This window comes from Pseudomonas shiyinii (assembly GCF_056725765.1).
Genome location: NZ_CM161522.1, coordinates 1,198,354 through 1,215,486, shown reverse-complemented (window position 1 = coordinate 1,215,486; position 17,133 = coordinate 1,198,354). Strand labels below are relative to the sequence as shown.

The 17,133-nt window shown below is 65.2% G+C and carries 17 protein-coding genes; 2 read left to right on the top strand and 15 right to left on the bottom strand.

The window, feature by feature from the left end; all coding sequences use genetic code 11:
• Window positions 1–113 precede the first annotated feature (113 nt).
• The 3 genes from plsX to ACXHGZ_RS05735 are packed head-to-tail and all read right to left on the bottom strand — an operon-like array spanning window position 114 to window position 1,851.
• Window positions 114–1,124, bottom strand: coding sequence for a phosphate acyltransferase PlsX (plsX, locus tag ACXHGZ_RS05745; RefSeq protein ID WP_084855025.1), 1,011 nt, complete (start codon window positions 1,122–1,124; stop codon window positions 114–116).
• Window positions 1,125–1,127: 3 nt separating this feature from the next.
• A complete protein-coding gene (gene rpmF / locus ACXHGZ_RS05740) occupies window positions 1,128–1,310 on the bottom strand; it encodes a 50S ribosomal protein L32 (RefSeq protein WP_008096416.1) in 183 nt (60 codons plus the stop codon).
• A 13-nt stretch (window positions 1,311–1,323) separates the two neighbouring features.
• Window positions 1,324–1,851 (bottom strand): YceD family protein, encoded by a 528-nt coding sequence (locus tag ACXHGZ_RS05735; RefSeq protein WP_084855024.1) that lies wholly within the window; start codon window positions 1,849–1,851, stop codon window positions 1,324–1,326.
• Between the two features lie 96 nt (window positions 1,852–1,947).
• Here ACXHGZ_RS05735 and ACXHGZ_RS05730 point away from each other — a divergent pair, with 96 nt between their 5' ends.
• The gene (locus ACXHGZ_RS05730) at window positions 1,948–2,526 is read left to right on the top strand and encodes a Maf family protein (protein ID WP_480462824.1); all 579 of its coding nucleotides are present in this window, start codon (window positions 1,948–1,950) and stop codon (window positions 2,524–2,526) included.
• 76 nt (window positions 2,527–2,602) lie between these two features.
• Here ACXHGZ_RS05730 and sppA read toward each other — a convergent pair whose 3' ends face one another.
• The 3 genes from sppA to rluC are packed head-to-tail and all read right to left on the bottom strand — an operon-like array spanning window position 2,603 to window position 5,237.
• Window positions 2,603–3,595: a signal peptide peptidase SppA gene (gene sppA / locus ACXHGZ_RS05725; RefSeq protein WP_480462822.1), complete on the bottom strand. Its 993-nt coding sequence runs from the start codon at window positions 3,593–3,595 to the stop codon at window positions 2,603–2,605.
• Window positions 3,588–4,274 (bottom strand): HAD family hydrolase, encoded by a 687-nt coding sequence (locus ACXHGZ_RS05720; RefSeq protein WP_480462820.1) that lies wholly within the window; start codon window positions 4,272–4,274, stop codon window positions 3,588–3,590. Before ACXHGZ_RS05720 ends, sppA begins: the two co-directional genes overlap by 8 nt.
• Before the next feature lie 6 nt (window positions 4,275–4,280).
• The gene (gene rluC, locus ACXHGZ_RS05715) at window positions 4,281–5,237 is read right to left on the bottom strand and encodes a 23S rRNA pseudouridine(955/2504/2580) synthase RluC (RefSeq protein WP_480462818.1); all 957 of its coding nucleotides are present in this window, start codon (window positions 5,235–5,237) and stop codon (window positions 4,281–4,283) included.
• A gap of 785 nt (window positions 5,238–6,022) precedes the next feature.
• Here rluC and rne point away from each other — a divergent pair.
• Window positions 6,023–9,250 carry a ribonuclease E gene (gene rne, locus ACXHGZ_RS05710; RefSeq protein WP_480462816.1) on the top strand — a complete coding sequence of 1,076 codons (3,228 nt, stop codon included), beginning with the start codon at window positions 6,023–6,025 and terminating at the stop codon, window positions 9,248–9,250.
• Between the two features lie 173 nt (window positions 9,251–9,423).
• On the opposite strand, the gene ACXHGZ_RS05705 is transcribed toward rne, so the two are convergent.
• The 9 genes from ACXHGZ_RS05705 to ACXHGZ_RS05665 all read right to left on the bottom strand — a co-directional run bounded on the left by ACXHGZ_RS05705 (window position 9,424) and on the right by ACXHGZ_RS05665 (window position 17,111).
• Window positions 9,424–9,879: an REP-associated tyrosine transposase gene (locus ACXHGZ_RS05705; RefSeq protein WP_084855018.1), complete on the bottom strand. Its 456-nt coding sequence runs from the start codon at window positions 9,877–9,879 to the stop codon at window positions 9,424–9,426.
• A gap of 167 nt (window positions 9,880–10,046) precedes the next feature.
• Entirely contained in the window at window positions 10,047–11,066 is a 1,020-nt protein-coding gene (gene murB / locus ACXHGZ_RS05700) for a UDP-N-acetylmuramate dehydrogenase (protein WP_480462814.1), read from the bottom strand.
• Window positions 11,063–11,527, bottom strand: a complete 465-nt coding sequence (locus ACXHGZ_RS05695) for a low molecular weight protein-tyrosine-phosphatase (protein WP_480462813.1) — start codon at window positions 11,525–11,527, stop codon at window positions 11,063–11,065. The genes murB and ACXHGZ_RS05695 overlap by 4 nt, the downstream gene beginning before the upstream one ends.
• Window positions 11,527–12,291 carry a 3-deoxy-manno-octulosonate cytidylyltransferase gene (kdsB, locus tag ACXHGZ_RS05690; RefSeq protein WP_480462811.1) on the bottom strand — a complete coding sequence of 255 codons (765 nt, stop codon included), beginning with the start codon at window positions 12,289–12,291 and terminating at the stop codon, window positions 11,527–11,529. Before kdsB ends, ACXHGZ_RS05695 begins: the two co-directional genes overlap by 1 nt.
• Window positions 12,288–12,473 carry a Trm112 family protein gene (locus ACXHGZ_RS05685; protein WP_003247142.1) on the bottom strand — a complete coding sequence of 62 codons (186 nt, stop codon included), beginning with the start codon at window positions 12,471–12,473 and terminating at the stop codon, window positions 12,288–12,290. Before ACXHGZ_RS05685 ends, kdsB begins: the two co-directional genes overlap by 4 nt.
• Window positions 12,474–12,506: 33 nt before the next feature.
• A complete protein-coding gene (lpxK, locus tag ACXHGZ_RS05680; RefSeq protein ID WP_480462810.1) occupies window positions 12,507–13,526 on the bottom strand; it encodes a tetraacyldisaccharide 4'-kinase in 1,020 nt (339 codons plus the stop codon).
• Window positions 13,526–13,960: a flagellar polar localization protein PocB gene (gene pocB, locus ACXHGZ_RS05675; RefSeq protein WP_480462809.1), complete on the bottom strand. Its 435-nt coding sequence runs from the start codon at window positions 13,958–13,960 to the stop codon at window positions 13,526–13,528. Before pocB ends, lpxK begins: the two co-directional genes overlap by 1 nt.
• Window positions 13,957–14,592 carry a flagellar polar localization protein PocA gene (gene pocA, locus ACXHGZ_RS05670; RefSeq protein ID WP_084855012.1) on the bottom strand — a complete coding sequence of 212 codons (636 nt, stop codon included), beginning with the start codon at window positions 14,590–14,592 and terminating at the stop codon, window positions 13,957–13,959. Before pocA ends, pocB begins: the two co-directional genes overlap by 4 nt.
• 299 nt (window positions 14,593–14,891) lie before the next feature.
• Window positions 14,892–17,111, bottom strand: a complete 2,220-nt coding sequence (locus ACXHGZ_RS05665) for a DNA internalization-related competence protein ComEC/Rec2 (protein ID WP_480462807.1) — start codon at window positions 17,109–17,111, stop codon at window positions 14,892–14,894.
• Window positions 17,112–17,133: the final 22 nt, after the last annotated feature.

The window sequence follows — 17,133 nt, the reverse complement described above, 5'->3', positions numbered from 1 at the left end:
TTATGATCTTGTCGTCGGATAGGGTGCGTCGAGCCGAGGGCTGGACGCGGAAACTGAAAACTTGGATGGGAAAAGAGACCAAGCGGTCACATTTAACCATTTCACGGCGGGAATTAAAGCAAGAGATCTTCCAGGCGACCATGCAAGCGTTGCGGCAGGTTCTCCTGGATTTCGATCAGCGCCCGCTGGATGGCGCTCTGGAAGCCCTGCACCCCGGCAGAGCCATGGCTCTTGATGACGATACCTTGCAGACCGAGGAAGCTCGCGCCATTGTGTCGCGCCGGAGCCAGGTCGGCCTGCAGGCGCTTGAGCAGCGGCATGGCCAAGGCACCGGCGGCACGCGCCAGCACTCCCCCACGGAACAACGCCTCGATGCGCGCCCCGATCATGGTCGCCAGGCCCTCGCTGGACTTGAGCAGGATGTTGCCGACGAAACCGTCGCATACCACCACGTCGGCCTCACCCCGATACAGGCCATCGCCTTCGACGAAACCGATGTAGTTGAGGCCGCGGGCGTTCTGCAGCAAGCTGGCCGCCAGCTTGACCTGCTGGTTGCCCTTGATGTCCTCGGTACCGACATTCAGCAACGCCACGCGCGGGCGCTGGATACCCAGGGCCTGGGCGGCCACGGAGCCCATCACGGCGAACTGGTAGAGGTTCTCGGCACTGCAGTCGACATTGGCGCCCAGGTCGAGCAACTGGCAGTAGCCGCCCTGGGTCGGGATCGCCGCCACCATCGCCGGCCGGTCGATGCCCGGCAAGGTCTTGAGCACGAAACGCGACAAGGCCATCAGGGCACCCGTGTTACCGGCGCTCACGCAGGCCTGGGCCTTGCCGTCCCGCACCAACTCAAGGGCGACGCGCATCGACGAGTCAGGCTTGCCACGTAACGCCTGGGATGGCCGCTCGTCCATACCCACCACCTCACTGGCCGCGACAATTTGCAGGCGTGCGCGATCCGCAGCTGCAAGGCCACTGATGAGTTCTTCGAGGAGGGAAGGTTGACCGACGAGGGTCAGGTGCAGCGAGGGGGTAGCCGAGAGGCAAGCAATACTTGCCTGAACAATGCTGCGGGGACCGAAGTCCCCGCCCATTGCGTCGATCGCGATGATCTGAGCAGACAAGGATTACTCGTCAGCGCCCTTGTCGATCACTTTGCGACCACGGTATACGCCTTCTGGCGAAACGTGGTGGCGCAGGTGTACTTCACCGGTGCTCTTCTCTACGGACAGCGCGTTTTCCGACAGGGCGTCGTGGGAACGGCGCATGTCACGGGCAGAGCGGGATTTTTTGTTCTGCTGAACAGCCATAATTGATTAACTCCTAAACGTTTGGGTCACGCTTTAACTGCGCCAAAACACTGAACGGGTTGGACCGCGATACCTCGTCCTTGCTCGGTTCGGGCTCATCGGCGCCCGCCGGCTGCTGGCATTCTTCCGGATGATGAGCAGGTACGATCGGCAGGGCGAGCAACAGCTCTTCCTCGATCAGCGCCTGCAGATCCAAAGGATCTTCGCCCAGTTCCAGCACGTCATAGCCTTTCGGCAACGACTGGGTATTCGCACCCTCCTTCACCACGGCGTACGTACATTCGCTATGGATCGGCAGGGTGACCAGCTCAAGACAACGCTGGCAAACCATCTTGACCTCGACATCGAGTTCGCTGTGGATAACCACGGCGTTCTGTTCGTCTCGCTCAAAATCGAACTTCGCCTGCACCGTACCGACATCGTCGGAAAGCGGGTCGCAGAGTCTTTCCAAATCAGCGAGTTGCAGCGAACCTTGGATGGTTACGCCGCGATCAGCCAATTTGCGCGGGTCAACGTGAGGTGGAATCGGGTCATTCAACATAGGCGCAGCATTCTAGGGATGCCCCCCGCCCCTGTCAAAGGAAATTCGGCAGCATCACGCATGTTAGAATCGGGGTCATCTGCCCAGGAGTCTATCATGCTTCCCCTGTTACTGGCTTCCAGCTCCCCCTACCGGCGCGAACTGCTCGAGCGCCTGCGCCTGCCCTTCACCTGGGCAAGCCCCGACATAGACGAGCGGCGCCTGGATGACGAACCGGCCGTCGACCTGGTTCGCCGCCTGGCCCGGCAAAAGGCCGAGGCCCTGGCGAGCAGCCACCCCGACCACCTGATCATCGGCTCCGACCAGGTGGCGGTCCTCGGCGAACAGATCCTGGGCAAGCCGCACACCTTCGAACGCGCCTGCGAGCAACTGCTGGCCGCCAGCGGGCAACAGGTCAGCTTCCTCACCGGCCTGGCCTTGTACAACAGCGCTACCGGCCGCTGCCAGGTGGACTGCGTGCCGTTTACCGTACACCTTCGGGAGCTGGACCGTGAACGCGTGGAGCGCTATGTGAGGGTCGAACAGCCGCTGGACTGCGCAGGCAGCTTCAAGGCTGAAGGGCTGGGCGTGAGCCTGTTCCAAAGCACCCACGGGTGCGATGCCACGAGCCTGATCGGCTTGCCGCTGATCCGCCTGGTGGACATGCTGCTGAAAGAAGGCGTGCAGGTTCCCTGAAGCGCCCAGGCATCGCCCTTCCTGGTAGAAGCGGCCTTGTGCCGCGAAAGGGCCGCACAGCGGCCCCGACCCCAGGTCAGCGCAAGGCAGGGCCCTGGAACCCCATCCACATGGCCAGGCGCTCGGCCACGCTGGCCCCCAGGCGCTTGGAGAAGCGATCGAACGGCGACTCTTCGACCGTGAAGTCCACCAACTCCTTTTCGCCCACGACCTCACGCGCCACATAGCTGGCACTGCCCAGGCCATCCACCAGCCCCAGGGCCTTGGCCTGCTCACCCGACCAGATCAGGCCACTGAACAGCTCGGGGTGTTCCTTGTCCTTGAGCCGATCACCCCGCCCCTGCTTGACCATGGCAATGAACTGCTGATGGGTGGTGTTCAGCACGCCCTGCCAGAACTCGGTTTCCTCAGGCTTCTGCGGCGAGAAGGGATCGAGGAAGGCCTTGTGCTCGCCGGCCGTGTAGGTACGCCGCTCCACGCCAAGCTTCTCCATGGTGCCGACGAAACCGTAACCGGCCGCGGTGACACCGATCGAACCCACCAGGCTGGCTTTGTCGGCATAGATTTCGTCGGCCGCACTGGCGATATAGTAGGCGCCCGACGCCCCCAGGTCGGCGATCACCGCATAGAGCTTGATCGCTGGGTATTCGCCGCGCAGGCGACGGATCTCGTCATAGATGTAGCCCGCCTGCACCGGGCTGCCGCCCGGGCTGTTGATGCGCATGACAACGGCCTTGGTCTTCGGGTCCTTGAACGCTTCGCGCAGACTCTTGACGATGTTGTCCGCGCTGGCTGGCTCCTGGTCGGCAATGATGCCGCGCACCTCGACCAAGGCGGTATGGCTGGCACTGCGCGAAGCCGCCTTGTCCATGTCCATCAACGGGGTGAACAACAGCAGGATGCCAAACAGGTAGACGAAGGTCAGCAGCTTGAAGAAGATCCCCCAGCGCCGTGCCCGACGCTGCTCCTGCACACCTGCCAGCAGGGTCTTCTCCAGCAGCTTCCAGCTCTTGCGCTCGTCGTTGTCCCCGGAGCCCTCGGGCTCGGGTGCCCGCCACTCGTCAGCCATGCTCACCTACCTTGGAATGGGTGCGCGATGTGGCCAGCCACTCACGCAACTGTGAAAAATGATCGATGCACACCTGCGGGCCGAACTCGCTCAAGGCCTCCAAGGACATGGCACCATATCCCACGGCGACCGAATGCATCCCGGCATTGCTGGCCATCTGCAGGTCGAACGCCGAATCTCCGACCATCAATGCACGCTGCGGTTCGACCTGACAATGGGCAAGGATCTGCTCGAGCATCAGCGGGTGCGGCTTGCCACGGGTTTCGTCGGCGGCGCGGGTGATGTCGAAGTAACGCTCCCAGCCATTGGCCTTGAGCACTCGATCCAGCCCACGGCGCGCCTTGCCGGTGGCGACCGCCAGGCGATAACCCTCGGCACGGAACGCCTCCAGTGATTCCACCACGCCTTCGAACAGCGGCGAAGGCTGCTGGTCCAGCGCCATGTACACATCGGCGTAGTGCTGGCGGAACACTTCGACCTGACCAACCTCCAGATGCGGGTACAGCGTGGCGATCGCCTCGCCCAGGGCCAGCCCGATGATGCCTTTGATCGCACCTTCATCACTGGGCGCCTCGCCGGCACGCTCGGCGGCACTGTTCATGGCCAGGACGATCCGCCCGATGGAGTCGGCCAGGGTGCCATCCCAGTCGAAGATCAACAGCTCATAAGGTTTGTTCATGGGAAATCAGGTCGCACTCAAACGCTCCACGGTCTTGGCCCATACCTCGTCCACCGGCGCCTCGACCTTCAGCTCACCGCCGTCGGGCAGCGGCACGGTCAGGGCATAGGCGTGCAGGAACAGGCGCTTGCCGCCCAGGTCGCGAATCTCCTTGGAGAAGTCCTCGTCGCCATACTTGCTGTCGCCGGCGATGCTGTGCCCTGCATGCAGGGTGTGCACACGGATCTGGTGGGTGCGTCCGGTCACCGGACGCGCCTCGACCAGGGTGGCGAAGTCGCCGAAGCGGCGCAGCACGCGAAACAGGGTCAGCGCCTCCTTGCCTTCTTCGTTGACTTCGACCATGCGTTCGCCCGAACGCAGGTTGCTCTTCTGCAGCGGCGCACTGACTTGCTTCTTGGACGTCGGCCAATGGCCGCGCACCAGGGCCATGTAGCGCTTGTCGACACCATCGCCACGCAGGGCCGCGTGCAGGTGGCGCAACATGCTGCGCTTCTTGGCGATCATCAGCAGACCGGAGGTATCACGGTCGAGGCGATGGACCAGCTCCAGCTCCTTGGCGTCCGGGCGCAACTGGCGCAGCGCCTCGATCACCCCGAAGCTCAGGCCGCTGCCGCCATGCACGGCAATGCCGGCCGGCTTGTTGAGCACGATCAGTGCCTTGTCTTCGTAGACGATGGCCGCCTCCAGGCGCTGCAGCAGCCCCTGGCCAACCGGGGCCGGCTCGTCACGCTCGGGTAGGCGCACCGGCGGCACGCGCACGATATCGCCGGCCTGGAGCTTGTACTCGGGCTTGATCCGCCCCTTGTTGACCCGCACCTCGCCTTTGCGCAGGATGCGGTAGACCAGGGTCTTGGGCACGCCCTTGAGGGCCGTGATGAGGAAATTGTCGATGCGCTGGCCGGCAAGCTCCGGCGCGACTTCGATCAGCTGTACGCCGGAAGTCGGGGGGGTATTGGTCGTCATGGAGGAATCATAACAATTTTTTATGGAATTGAAGCACTTAATCATTACTGCTATAGTCGCGAACGCCGCCAAAAGCGGCAGGCCAGCGGCAGCAGGCTCCAGGCCCGCCCCTGACCATCGCAATTCTCGAGGACGCGAGGCCGTCCTACGGGGTTTTCGCCAGTTTACCGAAATGCCTGGAATCGCCACCAGCGCTGTGTAGAGAAGACCGAAAAAAAACGACAAGTGCGGTATTTCACCTGCTTACCCGCTTCTTTTCGCCGTACCTCTGCCCGCTCCGGCGCTTGCACGCATCGCCCGGCGAATGCTTCGGAAATACCTGCCTTGGATATGAATGGCGCCAGTTCCCGAATCGGAGCTGGCGAAAAATGCAACCCGTTGCGGATTCAGCGCGCGGCAGCACCCGAATGATCAGGATACGTGCAGGGTGGAGATGCACAGCCCTCGGACCGTGTAGCACCGCGTCCGGCCACCGGCCCCTTGTTTGGCCGATGAGCGGACCCGGTCCTGGACAGATGCCCTCCGGGCGTCCACGGCCGACGGTTGATTCCTCCTCCTGACTGAGTGCACGGGGCCTGTATGGTTGATTCGGATACCACAGGTCTTTTTGGCATCGCAGCAAACAGGACGCGTCGTCGCGACCACGGCAGGCTGGGTAACCGGCTGGTGCCGAACGTCGCTGGACACGGGGGTGGCCCGCCACCCTTTGCGCACCTTGGCACCGACCATGAGCAGTCGTGTGTGCCGAACGCCGTTTCCGGCAGCCCGGAAACCGACGGTACAACATGAAAAGAATGCTGATTAACGCGACTCAACCCGAAGAGTTGCGTGTAGCCCTGGTGGATGGCCAACGCCTCTACGACCTGGATATCGAGTCCGGGGCGCGCGAGCAGAAGAAGGCCAACATCTACAAAGGCCGGATCACCCGGATCGAACCCAGCCTCGAAGCCGCCTTCGTCGACTTCGGCTCCGAACGCCACGGCTTCCTGCCACTCAAGGAAATCTCCCGCGAATACTTCAAGAAGGCGCCCGAAGGCCGCGTCAACATCAAGGAAGTACTGAGCGAAGGCCAGGAAGTCATCGTCCAGGTCGAGAAGGAAGAGCGCGGCAACAAAGGCGCCGCCCTGACCACCTTCATCAGCCTGGCCGGCCGCTACCTGGTGCTGATGCCCAACAACCCGCGTGCCGGCGGCATTTCCCGCCGCATCGAAGGCGAAGAGCGCAACGAGCTGCGCGAAGCCCTCAACGGCCTGACCGTCCCGGGTGACATGGGCCTGATCGTGCGCACCGCCGGCCTTGGCCGCAGCAGCGAAGAAATGCAGTGGGACCTGGACTACCTGCTGCAACTGTGGACCGCCATCAAGGAAGCGTCCCAGGACCGCGCCGCGCCGTTCCTGATCTACCAGGAAAGCAACGTCATCATCCGCGCCATCCGCGACTACCTGCGCCAGGACATTGGCGAAGTGCTGATCGACAGCATCGACGCCCAGGAAGAAGCCCTGACCTTCATCCGCCAGGTGATGCCGCAGTACGCCAGCAAGGTCAAGCTGTACGAAGACAGCGTCCCGCTGTTCAACCGCTTCCAGATCGAAAGCCAGATCGAGACCGCTTTCCAGCGTGTGGTCGACCTGCCGTCGGGCGGCTCCATCGTCATCGACCCGACCGAAGCCCTGGTTTCCATCGACATCAACTCGGCGCGCGCCACCAAGGGTAGCGACATCGAGGAAACTGCCCTGCAGACCAACCTGGAAGCGGCCGAGGAAATCGCCCGCCAGCTGCGTCTGCGCGACATCGGCGGCCTGATCGTCATCGACTTCATCGACATGACCCCGGCGAAGAACCAGCGCGCCGTGGAAGAGCGCGTACGCGAATGCCTCGAGGCCGACCGTGCCCGCGTCCAGGTTGGCCGCATTTCGCGCTTCGGCCTGTTGGAGATGTCCCGCCAGCGCCTGCGCCCATCGCTTGGCGAAAGCAGCGGCATCGTCTGCCCACGCTGCTCCGGCACCGGCATCATCCGCGACGTCGAGTCGCTGTCTCTGGCAATCCTGCGCCTGATCGAGGAAGAAGCCCTCAAGGACCGTACCGCCGAGGTACGCGCCCAGGTACCGATCCCGGTGGCCGCCTTCCTGCTCAATGAAAAGCGCAACTCGATCACCAAGATCGAACTGCGCACCCGTGCGCGCATCATCATCCTGCCGAACGATCACCTGGAAACCCCGCACTTCGAAGTCCAGCGCCTGCGCGACGACAACCCGGACGTGCTCAACAGCCAGTCCAGCTACGAGATCGCCGCCGCCGAAACCGAAGAAGCGCCGCAGCCGACCGCCACCCGCACCCTGGTTCGCCAGGAAGCTGCAGTGAAGACCGCTCCGGCCCGCGCCAACGCCCCTGTACCGGCCACGCCCGAACCGCAACCAGCAGCCCCCGCCGCGCCGGCGCCAAGCGCACCTGAACCGAGCCTGTTCAAAGGCCTGGTCAAGTCTTTGGTCAGCCTGTTCGCCGGCAAGGAAGAGCCTGTTGCCGCTCCGGCTGCTGCCACCGAGAAACCTGCCACCGAGCGCGCGCAGCGTAACGAAGAACGTCGCAACGGCCGTCAGCAGAGCCGCAATCGCAACGGCCGCCGCGATGAGGAGCGCAAGCCGCGCGAAGAGCGTGGCGAGCGAGCCCCGCGTGAAGAGCGCCAGCCACGCGAAGAGCGTGCACCGCGTGAAGAACGTGCACCTCGCGAGGAACGCGCACCCCGTGAAGAGCGCCAGCCGCGCCAGCCACGCGAAGACCGCCGTGGCAACCGCGAAGAGCGTGTACGCGAGCTGCGTGAACCGCTGGACGCCGCACCGGCCGCCCGCGAGGAGCGCCAGCCGCGCGAAGAACGTGCGCCACGCGAAGAACGCGTAACCCGCGAAGAACGCGCACCGCGTGAAGAGCGTACGCCTCGCGAAGAACGTGCACCGCGTGAAGAACGCGCTCCACGCGAAGAACGTGCACCGCGTGAAGAACGTGCTCCACGTGAAGAACGTGCCCCGCGTGAAGAACGTGCTCCGCGAGAAGAGCGTGCCGAGCGTGAAGAACGCCAGCCGCGTCCACCACGCGAAGAGCGCCAGCCGCGTGCCGCCGAGCAAGCTGCCGAGGCCGCCGAGGAGCAACTGCCCAACGAAGAGCTGCTGCAGGATGAGCAACAGGAAGGCACCGATGGCGAACGCCCACGCCGCCGCTCCCGTGGCCAGCGTCGTCGCAGCAACCGTCGCGAACGTCAGCGCAACGCCAACGGCGAACTGATCGAAGGCGGAGACGAGGACGCTACCGGCGAAGAGCAGGCAGCACCGCAGCACCAGGCCACCGAGCTGGGCGCGGAACTGGCTGCCAGCCTGGCCGTGACTGCCGCGGTCGCCACCAGCAACATCAGCGCCGACGCCGAAGCCCAGGCCAACCAGCAGGCCGAACAGGCCACCGCCACGGTTGCCGAAGGTGAAGTCATCGCCCTGCCGGCTGAACAGGTTGCCGCAGAGCCGGCTACCCAGGTCGAGCAAGCCGCTATCGCCCCAGTGGTAGAGCAGCCTGTCAGCGCACCGGTTGCCGTAGTCGAGCCTGGTGCCGAACCTGTCGTGGAAACGGCTGAACAGCCCGCTGTCGAAGCCCCTGCCGTCGAGACTGCCGCACAAGCACCGGCCGTTGAGTCCGGCGAAGCCGAGAAAGCCTCTGCCACCGAGCAAGTGCCAGAGCAAGCGCCGGTCGTTGAGCCGGTTGCCGAGGTCGCCGAAGCCAAGCCTGAAGGGGTCGAACCCGCTCCGGTCGTTGCCCAAGCTGCGCCTGCAGCGGTAGAGCCAGAGGCACCGGCCCCGGTCGAACCGGCCACTGTCATGCTGCCCAACGGCCGTGCCCCGAACGACCCACGCGAAGTGCGTCGCCGCAAGCGCGAAGCCGAAGCCGCCGCCGCTGCCGCCAAGGCCGCTGCAGCAGCCCAGGAGCCCGAGGCGCTGGAAACCACCGAAGCGCAAAAGCCTAACCACGGTTGATGCCATCGGCTGAATGAAGAAGCCCCGCCAGTGCGAACTGGCGGGGCTTTTTCATTTCTACCGTCTTGTGTTGCCTGCCCTGGCCAATCGCCGGCAAGCCGGCTCCCACAAGTACAGCACCAACACTCATCCTGTGGGAGCCGGCTTGCCGGCGATGAAGACGAACCCCTTGTTCAAAGCCAGATCGCATCCCAGTGCGGGTAATCACCGATACGCTCGACCAGCCCTGCTCGCTTCGGGTTCATGACTATATAACGCGCCACGGTCTGCACATCCTCCTCCCGCCGAAGTGCCCGATCATGAAACCCCTTTTGCCAGAGCCGCCCGTTGCGCCCTTGATACCTATTGATAGCTTGGGTGCTGCGAGACTTCACTCGGCGCATCAACACCTCCAGGCTCAAAGGACCCAGTTCGATCAACCAGTGGAAATGATCAGGCATGACTACCCATGCCAGAGACCGCACAGCGCCTTCCTTCTGAGCGTTACGAAACTCAGTGACGACCAGGCGAGCAGAATGCAACCCGTTTAATACCGGCGCCCTGTGCAGCGTCGTACTGGTGAGAAGGTACAGCCTGTTCGATTCGGAGAATCGGCCGAACCTCAGCCGGTTGGAATGGGGGCGATCCATATGCCTGCTCCTACTACTGTTCTGCCTATCAGGCTAGTCGTCGAGGAGCTGCTGGAACGGGATGAACCCGTACAAGATGTATCAGCCCCAATCGCCGGCAAGCGGGCTCCCACACTACGCTGTGGGAGCCGGCTTGCCGGCGATTGGGGCCAGCATCGGCAACACGGTCAGTACAGGTTCGGCTCCATCTCCAGCACCACACCAAAGCGCTCGAAGATGTCGGCCTGGATCCTACGCGCCAGATCATGCAGCTGGGCACCCGTCGCCTGGCCATAATTCACCAGCACCAGCGACTGCAGGCGATGCACCCCGGCATCGCCATCCCGATAGCCCTTCCACCCAGCTTGCTCGATCAGCCAGCCGGCAGCCAGTTTCACCTGGCCGTCGGGTTGTGGATAAGCCACCACGTTCGGGTAGTGCTCACGAATGCGTTCTGCCACTGCCGCCGGAACCACCGGGTTCTTGAAGAAGCTGCCGGCGTTGCCCAGTTCGGCCGGGTCTGGCAGTTTTTCCCGGCGAATGCTGCAGATCGCTTCGCTGATGGCCTTGGCGGTAGGCGCTTCGACGCCCTGCTCGGCCAAGCGCTGGCGCACAGGCCCATAGTCCAGGTGAGCCCTCAAGGTCCGGCTGAGGGCGAAACGTACCCGCAAGATCAACCACCGCCCAGGGTTACGCTTGAACAGGCTGTCGCGGTAGGCGAAGGCGCACTCATCAAGCGCGAAATCGCGCAGCTCGCCGGTTTCCCGGTCCAATGCGGTCAGCCCGGCGAACACGTCCTTGATTTCCACCCCGTAGGCGCCGACGTTCTGCATGGGCGCAGCGCCCACGGTGCCAGGAATCAGGCTGAGGTTTTCCAGGCCGCAAAACCCCTGCTCCAGGGACCATTGCACGAAAGGATGCCAAGGCTCACCGGCCTCGGCCTCGACCACTACCCGGTCACCGTCCTCCTGCACGACCCGGCGACCACGGCTGGCCATGTGCAGCACCAGGGCGTCGATATCACCGGTCAGCAGCAGGTTGCTGCCGCCACCGATCACCAGCACCGGTACCTGCCGCTCGGCAGCCTCGGCCAGGGCCTGGCGCACTTCGCCGTCGTCATGGGCCTGGGTGAAATACCGTGCGCACACGTCGATGCCGAAGGTGTTGTAGGGCTTGAGCGATACCCGCTCCTGCCAACTCGCCGTCATAGCCGCCCCTTGATTTCCACGACCAGCTCCCGGCAAGCCGCCTCGATCAGGTCGAGGACCAGCTCGAAACCTTCGGCGCCGCCGTAGTAAGGGTCTGGTACTTCATCCAGGGCCGCACCATAGCGGCGCAGGAACAGGTCGAGTTCGCCGCGGGCGGTATGCGGGCGCATGGCCTGCAGGTGGCCAAGGTTGCTCTTGTCCATGGCCAGGATCAGGTCGTAATCACCGAAATGCTCGGCCTTGACCTGCTGGGCACGTTGGCGCGACAGGTCGTAGCCACGCGCCAGGGCCGCCTTGCAGGTACGGCTGTCGGGCGCCTTGCCCACATGCCAGTCACCGGTGCCGGCAGACGCCACGTGCACCTGTTCGGCCAGGCCTGCGGCCTGCAGTTGGTGACGCAGCACGCCCTCGGCAGTCGGCGAACGACAGATGTTGCCCAGGCAGACGAACAGAACGCGCATCAGGCCTCCAGCAAGCGCCGTACGCGCTCCAGGTCTTCAGGTGTGTCCACACCGACCGCCGGCGCCTCGATGGCATCGGCGACATGGATGCGCACCCCGTGCCACAGGGCACGCAGCTGCTCCAGCGCCTCGGTCTGCTCGAGCCAGCATGGGCCCCAGCCAACGAAGTCCTGGAGAAAGCCCACACGGTAGGCGTACATGCCGATGTGACGGCGGTACGGCACACCCTCGGGCACGCGGTCGCGGGTGTTGGCGAACGCCTCCCGCGCCCAGGGCAGCGGTGCGCGGCTGAAGGTCAGGGCCAGGCCATTCTTATCGCTGACCACCTTCACCGCGTTGGGGTTGAAGACGGTTTCCGGCTCGGCGATCGGCTCGGCCAGGGTGGCGATGCCGGCCTCAGGATGGGCCGCGAGGTTGGCGGCCACCTGGTCGATGATCACCGGTGGGATCAACGGCTCGTCGCCCTGGACATTGACCACGATGGCATCGGCAGGCAATTGCAGGTGCGCGGCCACTTCGGCCAGGCGGTCGGTGCCCGACTCATGGTCGGCACGGGTCAGCAGGACTTCGGCGCCGAAGGCCTGGCAGGCCTCGACGATGCTGGCGTCATCGGTGGCGATGACCACGCGGCCGGCGCCACTCTTGCGCGCCTGCTCCCAGACATGCTGCACCATCGGCTTGCCGGCGATCGGCAGCAACGGCTTGCCCGGCAGGCGCGTGGAGCGCAGGCGGGCGGGAATCACCACGGTGAAGTTCAGGCTCATTTATCCAGGCGCTCGTCATCGGTCAGGGTGCGCGCTTCGCTTTCCAGCATCACCGGGATGCCGTCGCGGATCGGGTAGGCAAGGCCAGCGCCCTTGCTGATCAGCTCGGTCTTGTCGGCGCTGAGCTTGAGCGGGCCCTTGGTGATCGGGCAGGCCAGGATATCGAGCAGTTTGGTGTCCATGGAGGCTTCCTTACGAGGCCAGAGGCCGAAAAGTTAAGAATCTTGAGGTGCGGGGCGCCCAGGCAGCAGCCGCTGCAACTGCCCATCGAACCAGGCGGCGAAGGCCTGGGATGGCACCGCATCCACGGCCAGGTACCACCAGTCTTCGGCAGCGAAGGCCCGGCACTTCACCGCATCCTTCTCGGTCATCACCAGCGGCAAGGCCGGGCTGAATGCCAGGTTCTGGGCGCTGAACTGCGCATGGTCGACAAAGGGGTGCGGTATCGGCTGCCAGTTTAGCCCCTGCAGGGTATTGAAGAAACGCTGCGGGTTACCGATGCCAGCCACGGCGTGCACGGCCTGGCCTGGCGGAAAATGTTCGAGGGGGCGGCGCTCGCCGCTGCGCAGGTTGACCAGCGCCGTCGGCTGCAGACCGAAGGCGAAGCCGCCGTCCCGGTCATGTTCGGCGCCGTTGTACAGCACAGCGTCCGCCTCGGCCAGGCGCTCGACGGGCTCGCGCAACGGCCCGGCCGGCAGGCAGCGGCCATTGCCCAGGCCACGGGCGGCATCGATGAGCACCAATTCCAGGTCGCGGGCCAGGCGGTAGTGTTGCATGCCGTCGTCGCACAGGATCAGGTCCAACGGCTCGCTGGCCAACAGGGCCTGCACAGCGCGGGAGCGCTCGGGGTCGATCATCAGCGGCACACCGGTGCGCTGCACGATCAACAAGGGTTCGTCCCCAGCCTGGCTCGCGTCCTGGTCGGCCCGGACCCGCCAAGGCACGCTGGGCGGCGTGGCGCCGTAACCACGGCTGACCACGCCGACCTTCAGGCCTTGGCGGCGGCAATGCGCGATCAACCAGAGGATCATCGGTGTCTTGCCGGTACCGCCCACCGTGATATTACCCACCACGATCACCGGCACCGACGCACGGTAGCTGGCGCTTTGGCCATTGAGAAAACGTGCACGCTTGCGCAAGACCACGCGCCGGTACAAGGCTTCCAGCGGTCGCAGCAGCGCAAGGGCCGGGTGCCCGGTGTACCAGGCAGCGAGCAGGCGGTCGGCGAAGGCCATCAGGGCGTGCCCTGCGCCGCCTCGACCGTGGTCATGCGCAGCTTGCTGAAGCCGAGCTCGCCGGCCGCATCCATCGCGGTGACCACGGCCTGGTGGGGGGTCTTGCCATCGGCGCTGATCGACAGCGGCAAGGTGATGTCGCCGCCGGACTCACGCTCCAGGGCTTCGGTCAGGGTCGCCAGGTCGCTCTTGGGCAGCAAGTGGTTGTTCACCGAGTACACGCCATCGGCGCTGATGGTGACTTCCACGCGCTTGCCCTCCTCCGCCGGCGGCTGGGAGGCGCTGACCGCCTCGGGCAGCTCGACGCGCAGCTGGGTCTCGCGGGTGAAGGTGGTGGTGACCACGAAGAACAGCAGCAACACGAACACCACGTCGATCAGCGACGCCAGGTTGATGTCGACGTTCTCCCGTTGCCGGTTGCGCCGGAACTTCACGCCTTGCCTCCGGCCACTTCGACTTCGCGGTCGCCCTGCAGCACCTCGACCAGCTTGATCGCCTCCTGCTCCATGCCGACCACCAGCTCATCGATGCGCCGTTGCAGGAAGCGGTGGAAGAAGACCGCCGGGATACCGACCATCAGGCCAGCCGCGGTGGTGACCAGGGCCTTGGAGATACCGCCGGCGAGCACGGCCGGGTTGGCGGTCATCTGTGAACCCATGAAGGCGCTGAAGATATCGATCATGCCCAGTACCGTGCCCAGCAGGCCCAGCAGCGGGGCCATGGCGGCGATGGTACCCAGGGTGCTGATGTACCGCTCCAGATCGTGAATGACCCGCGAAGCAGCCTCCTCGATGCACTCCTTCATGATCTCGCGGCCATGGCGGGAGTTGGCCAGGCCCGCGGCGAGGATCTCGCCCAGCGGCGAATCGGCACGCAGGGCCTTGAGCTTGTCACTGGTCAGTTGCTTGTCCTTGATCCACACCCACACCTGGCCCAGCAGGTGCGGCGGGGTCACGCGACTGGCGCGAAGGGTCCACAGGCGCTCGGCGACGATAGCCATGGCGGCGATGGAACTCAGAATGATCGGCAGCATCATCCAACCACCGGACTTGACCAATTCCCACACAGTAAGCATCCCCTTGGAAAAAGGCCTGCACTCTACCATAGCCGCGCAAGGGGCTCATCTGCCGGAGGTCAGGGAATCGGCTCAGTCGCAGGCCACCCGGTGGGAGCTGGCGGAGCCTGCGATGGGCCGCAAAGCGGCCCCTTGAGTCTGGAGAGGCTCCACGTTCGAGGCTCGGGGCTGCTTTGCAGCCCATCGCAGGCTGTCGCCAGCTCTCACCGAGATTGCGCCGCTCTCAACACTTGTGGGAGCCGCGGTGCGGCGGTCCGACTTGTCCCGCGATTGGGTCAATACTGCATAACTCACTGCACCTGCCGCCAGAACCGCCTCTGCTCCCGCATGCCCTCCACTACCCCATGGCTTCCCAGCCGCAAACGCAACGCCCCTTCCAACGCAGTGTCATGCACACTCAACCCATGCCGCCGATAGCGCTCCAATACCTGCGGATGCGGGTGCCCGAAACCGTTGTACCGCCCGCGCGAAATCAACACGCCACGCGGCGCCAAGGCCCGGATGAACGGCTCGGTGGACGAGCTGCGGCTGCCATGGTGAGGTGACTGCAGCCAGTCGATACGCGGCGACTCGGTCGCGGCCAGCCAGGCCCGCTCGGCGCCGGCCTCCATGTCGCCTGCCAGCAACAGGCGCTCGCCCTGCGCCTCGACCCGTAGCACACAGGATCGCTCGTTGCTGTCTGGCCCCTGTGGCCATTGCCAGAGCGCGAAGTCCACCCCATCCCAGCGCCAACGCTCACCGCTGGCGCACGGCAGCGCCCCCAGTTCGGCCGCCAGCTGCCCAGGCTCGCCGGCGAGTACCTGGGCGATCGGTAGGCCTCGACCGATGGCCGCGGCGCCGCCGGCATGGTCGGCATGGCCGTGGCTGATCAGCATCAGGTCCAGTTGCCTCACGCCCAGCTTGCGCAGGGTCGGCAACACGACCTGCTCGCCCAGGTCGCTGCTGCCCTTGGCGGGCCCGGCATCGTAGAGCAGGTTGTGGTGGCGGGTGCGCAGCAGCACGGCCAGGCCCTGCCCGACATCCAGCTGCAGCACCTCCACCTGCCCGTGGGGCACGTGGTCCCGGGGCGTCCACAGCGCCAGCAACATCACGCCACCCAAGCCCCGCAGCGGGATCCCCCGAGGCAGGAGCACCAGCATCGCGCCCAGGCAAACCAGCAGCCACGCCCCCAGCGGCAAGGCCGGCGGCAGCCAGGCCGGACGCCGGCTCGCCACCCAGCCCAGCACCTCGAACAACGCATCCAGCGAGCCCCCAGCGAGCCACAACAGCCCTTCTGCGAATGCGCCAACGGCCAACAACGCACTGCCGAGCAAGGCCAACGGCAGCACCACGAAGCTGATCCAGGGCACCGCCACCAGGTTCATCAGCGGAGCCGTCAGGCTGATCGGCAGCCCCAACGCCAGCAATGGCGGCAGCAGGCCGACCGCAATCACCCATTGCGCCCGGCTCCAGGCTTGCCAGGGTCGCCAAGCCCCCAGCCGCCCGGCGAAGCAGAAGGTCAGCACCCCGACCGCGGCGAACGAGAGCCAGAAGCCCGGCAGCAAACTGGCCAGCGGCTCGACCAGCAGGACACCGCACATGGCCATGAGCAACGGTGTGAATACGCCCAGGTGGCGAAAACGCAGGCGCCACAGCAGTACCACCGCGAGCATCAGGCAGGCCCGCTGCACCGGCACCCCGAAGCCTGCGAGCCAGCCGTAGCCCAAGGCGGCGACCAGGGCCAGCGCACACGCCCAGGGCAACCAGGGCAGGCGTGCCGGCCAGGCCCCCAGGCGCGCCAGCAGCGCCACCAGGCCATAGACCAACCCGGCCACCAAACCGATATGCTGGCCGGAAATCACCATCAGATGCACCGTGCCGGTGGCCTGCAAGGCCCGCCAGTCGCTTTGGGAAAGACCCGAACCATCCCCCAGCACCAGCGCGACCAGGACGGCTTCGCGCCCCTGGGCGTCGATCGCCAGCAACCGTTGACGCAACCCGTCTCGCCAGTTGCCTGGCGCCGCCTCCAGCAGATGGCCGGCCTTGACCGTACCGACCGCCCCGATGCGCCGCGCCAGCAAGGCCGCCTCCCGGTCCGGGCCGTGGGGGTTGAGCAGGCCATGGGGTTGCTTGAGCGTGACAGCCAGCCGCCAGCGCTCGCCCGCGCGGATGTCGGGGCCATCGAACCAGTTCAGTTGCAGGCGTCGTGGCAGCCCGGCACGACGCGAGACCGCATCCTCCAATTCGAAGCGCACCCTGTGCGGCGCCTGGATCGGCAACCCCACTACCCGCCCTTCGAGCCACAAGGTGCGACCATCGAGTGCGGGAGCCAGGCGGTCATCCAATGCCACCTGCGCCGACCAGCACGCCCAGCAGACGCCGAGCAGAAACCACCCCAATGGCCATGCCCGGCTGCACAGGCCTACCAGGCCCAGCACCAGCAAAACCGCCCACCAACCGACCGATGGCAAGGCAGGCAGAACACCCAGGCTCAACAACCCGAGTGCGAGCGCAAACATCCCTGTGCGCATGAGTTAGAGCCCCAGAAGCGAA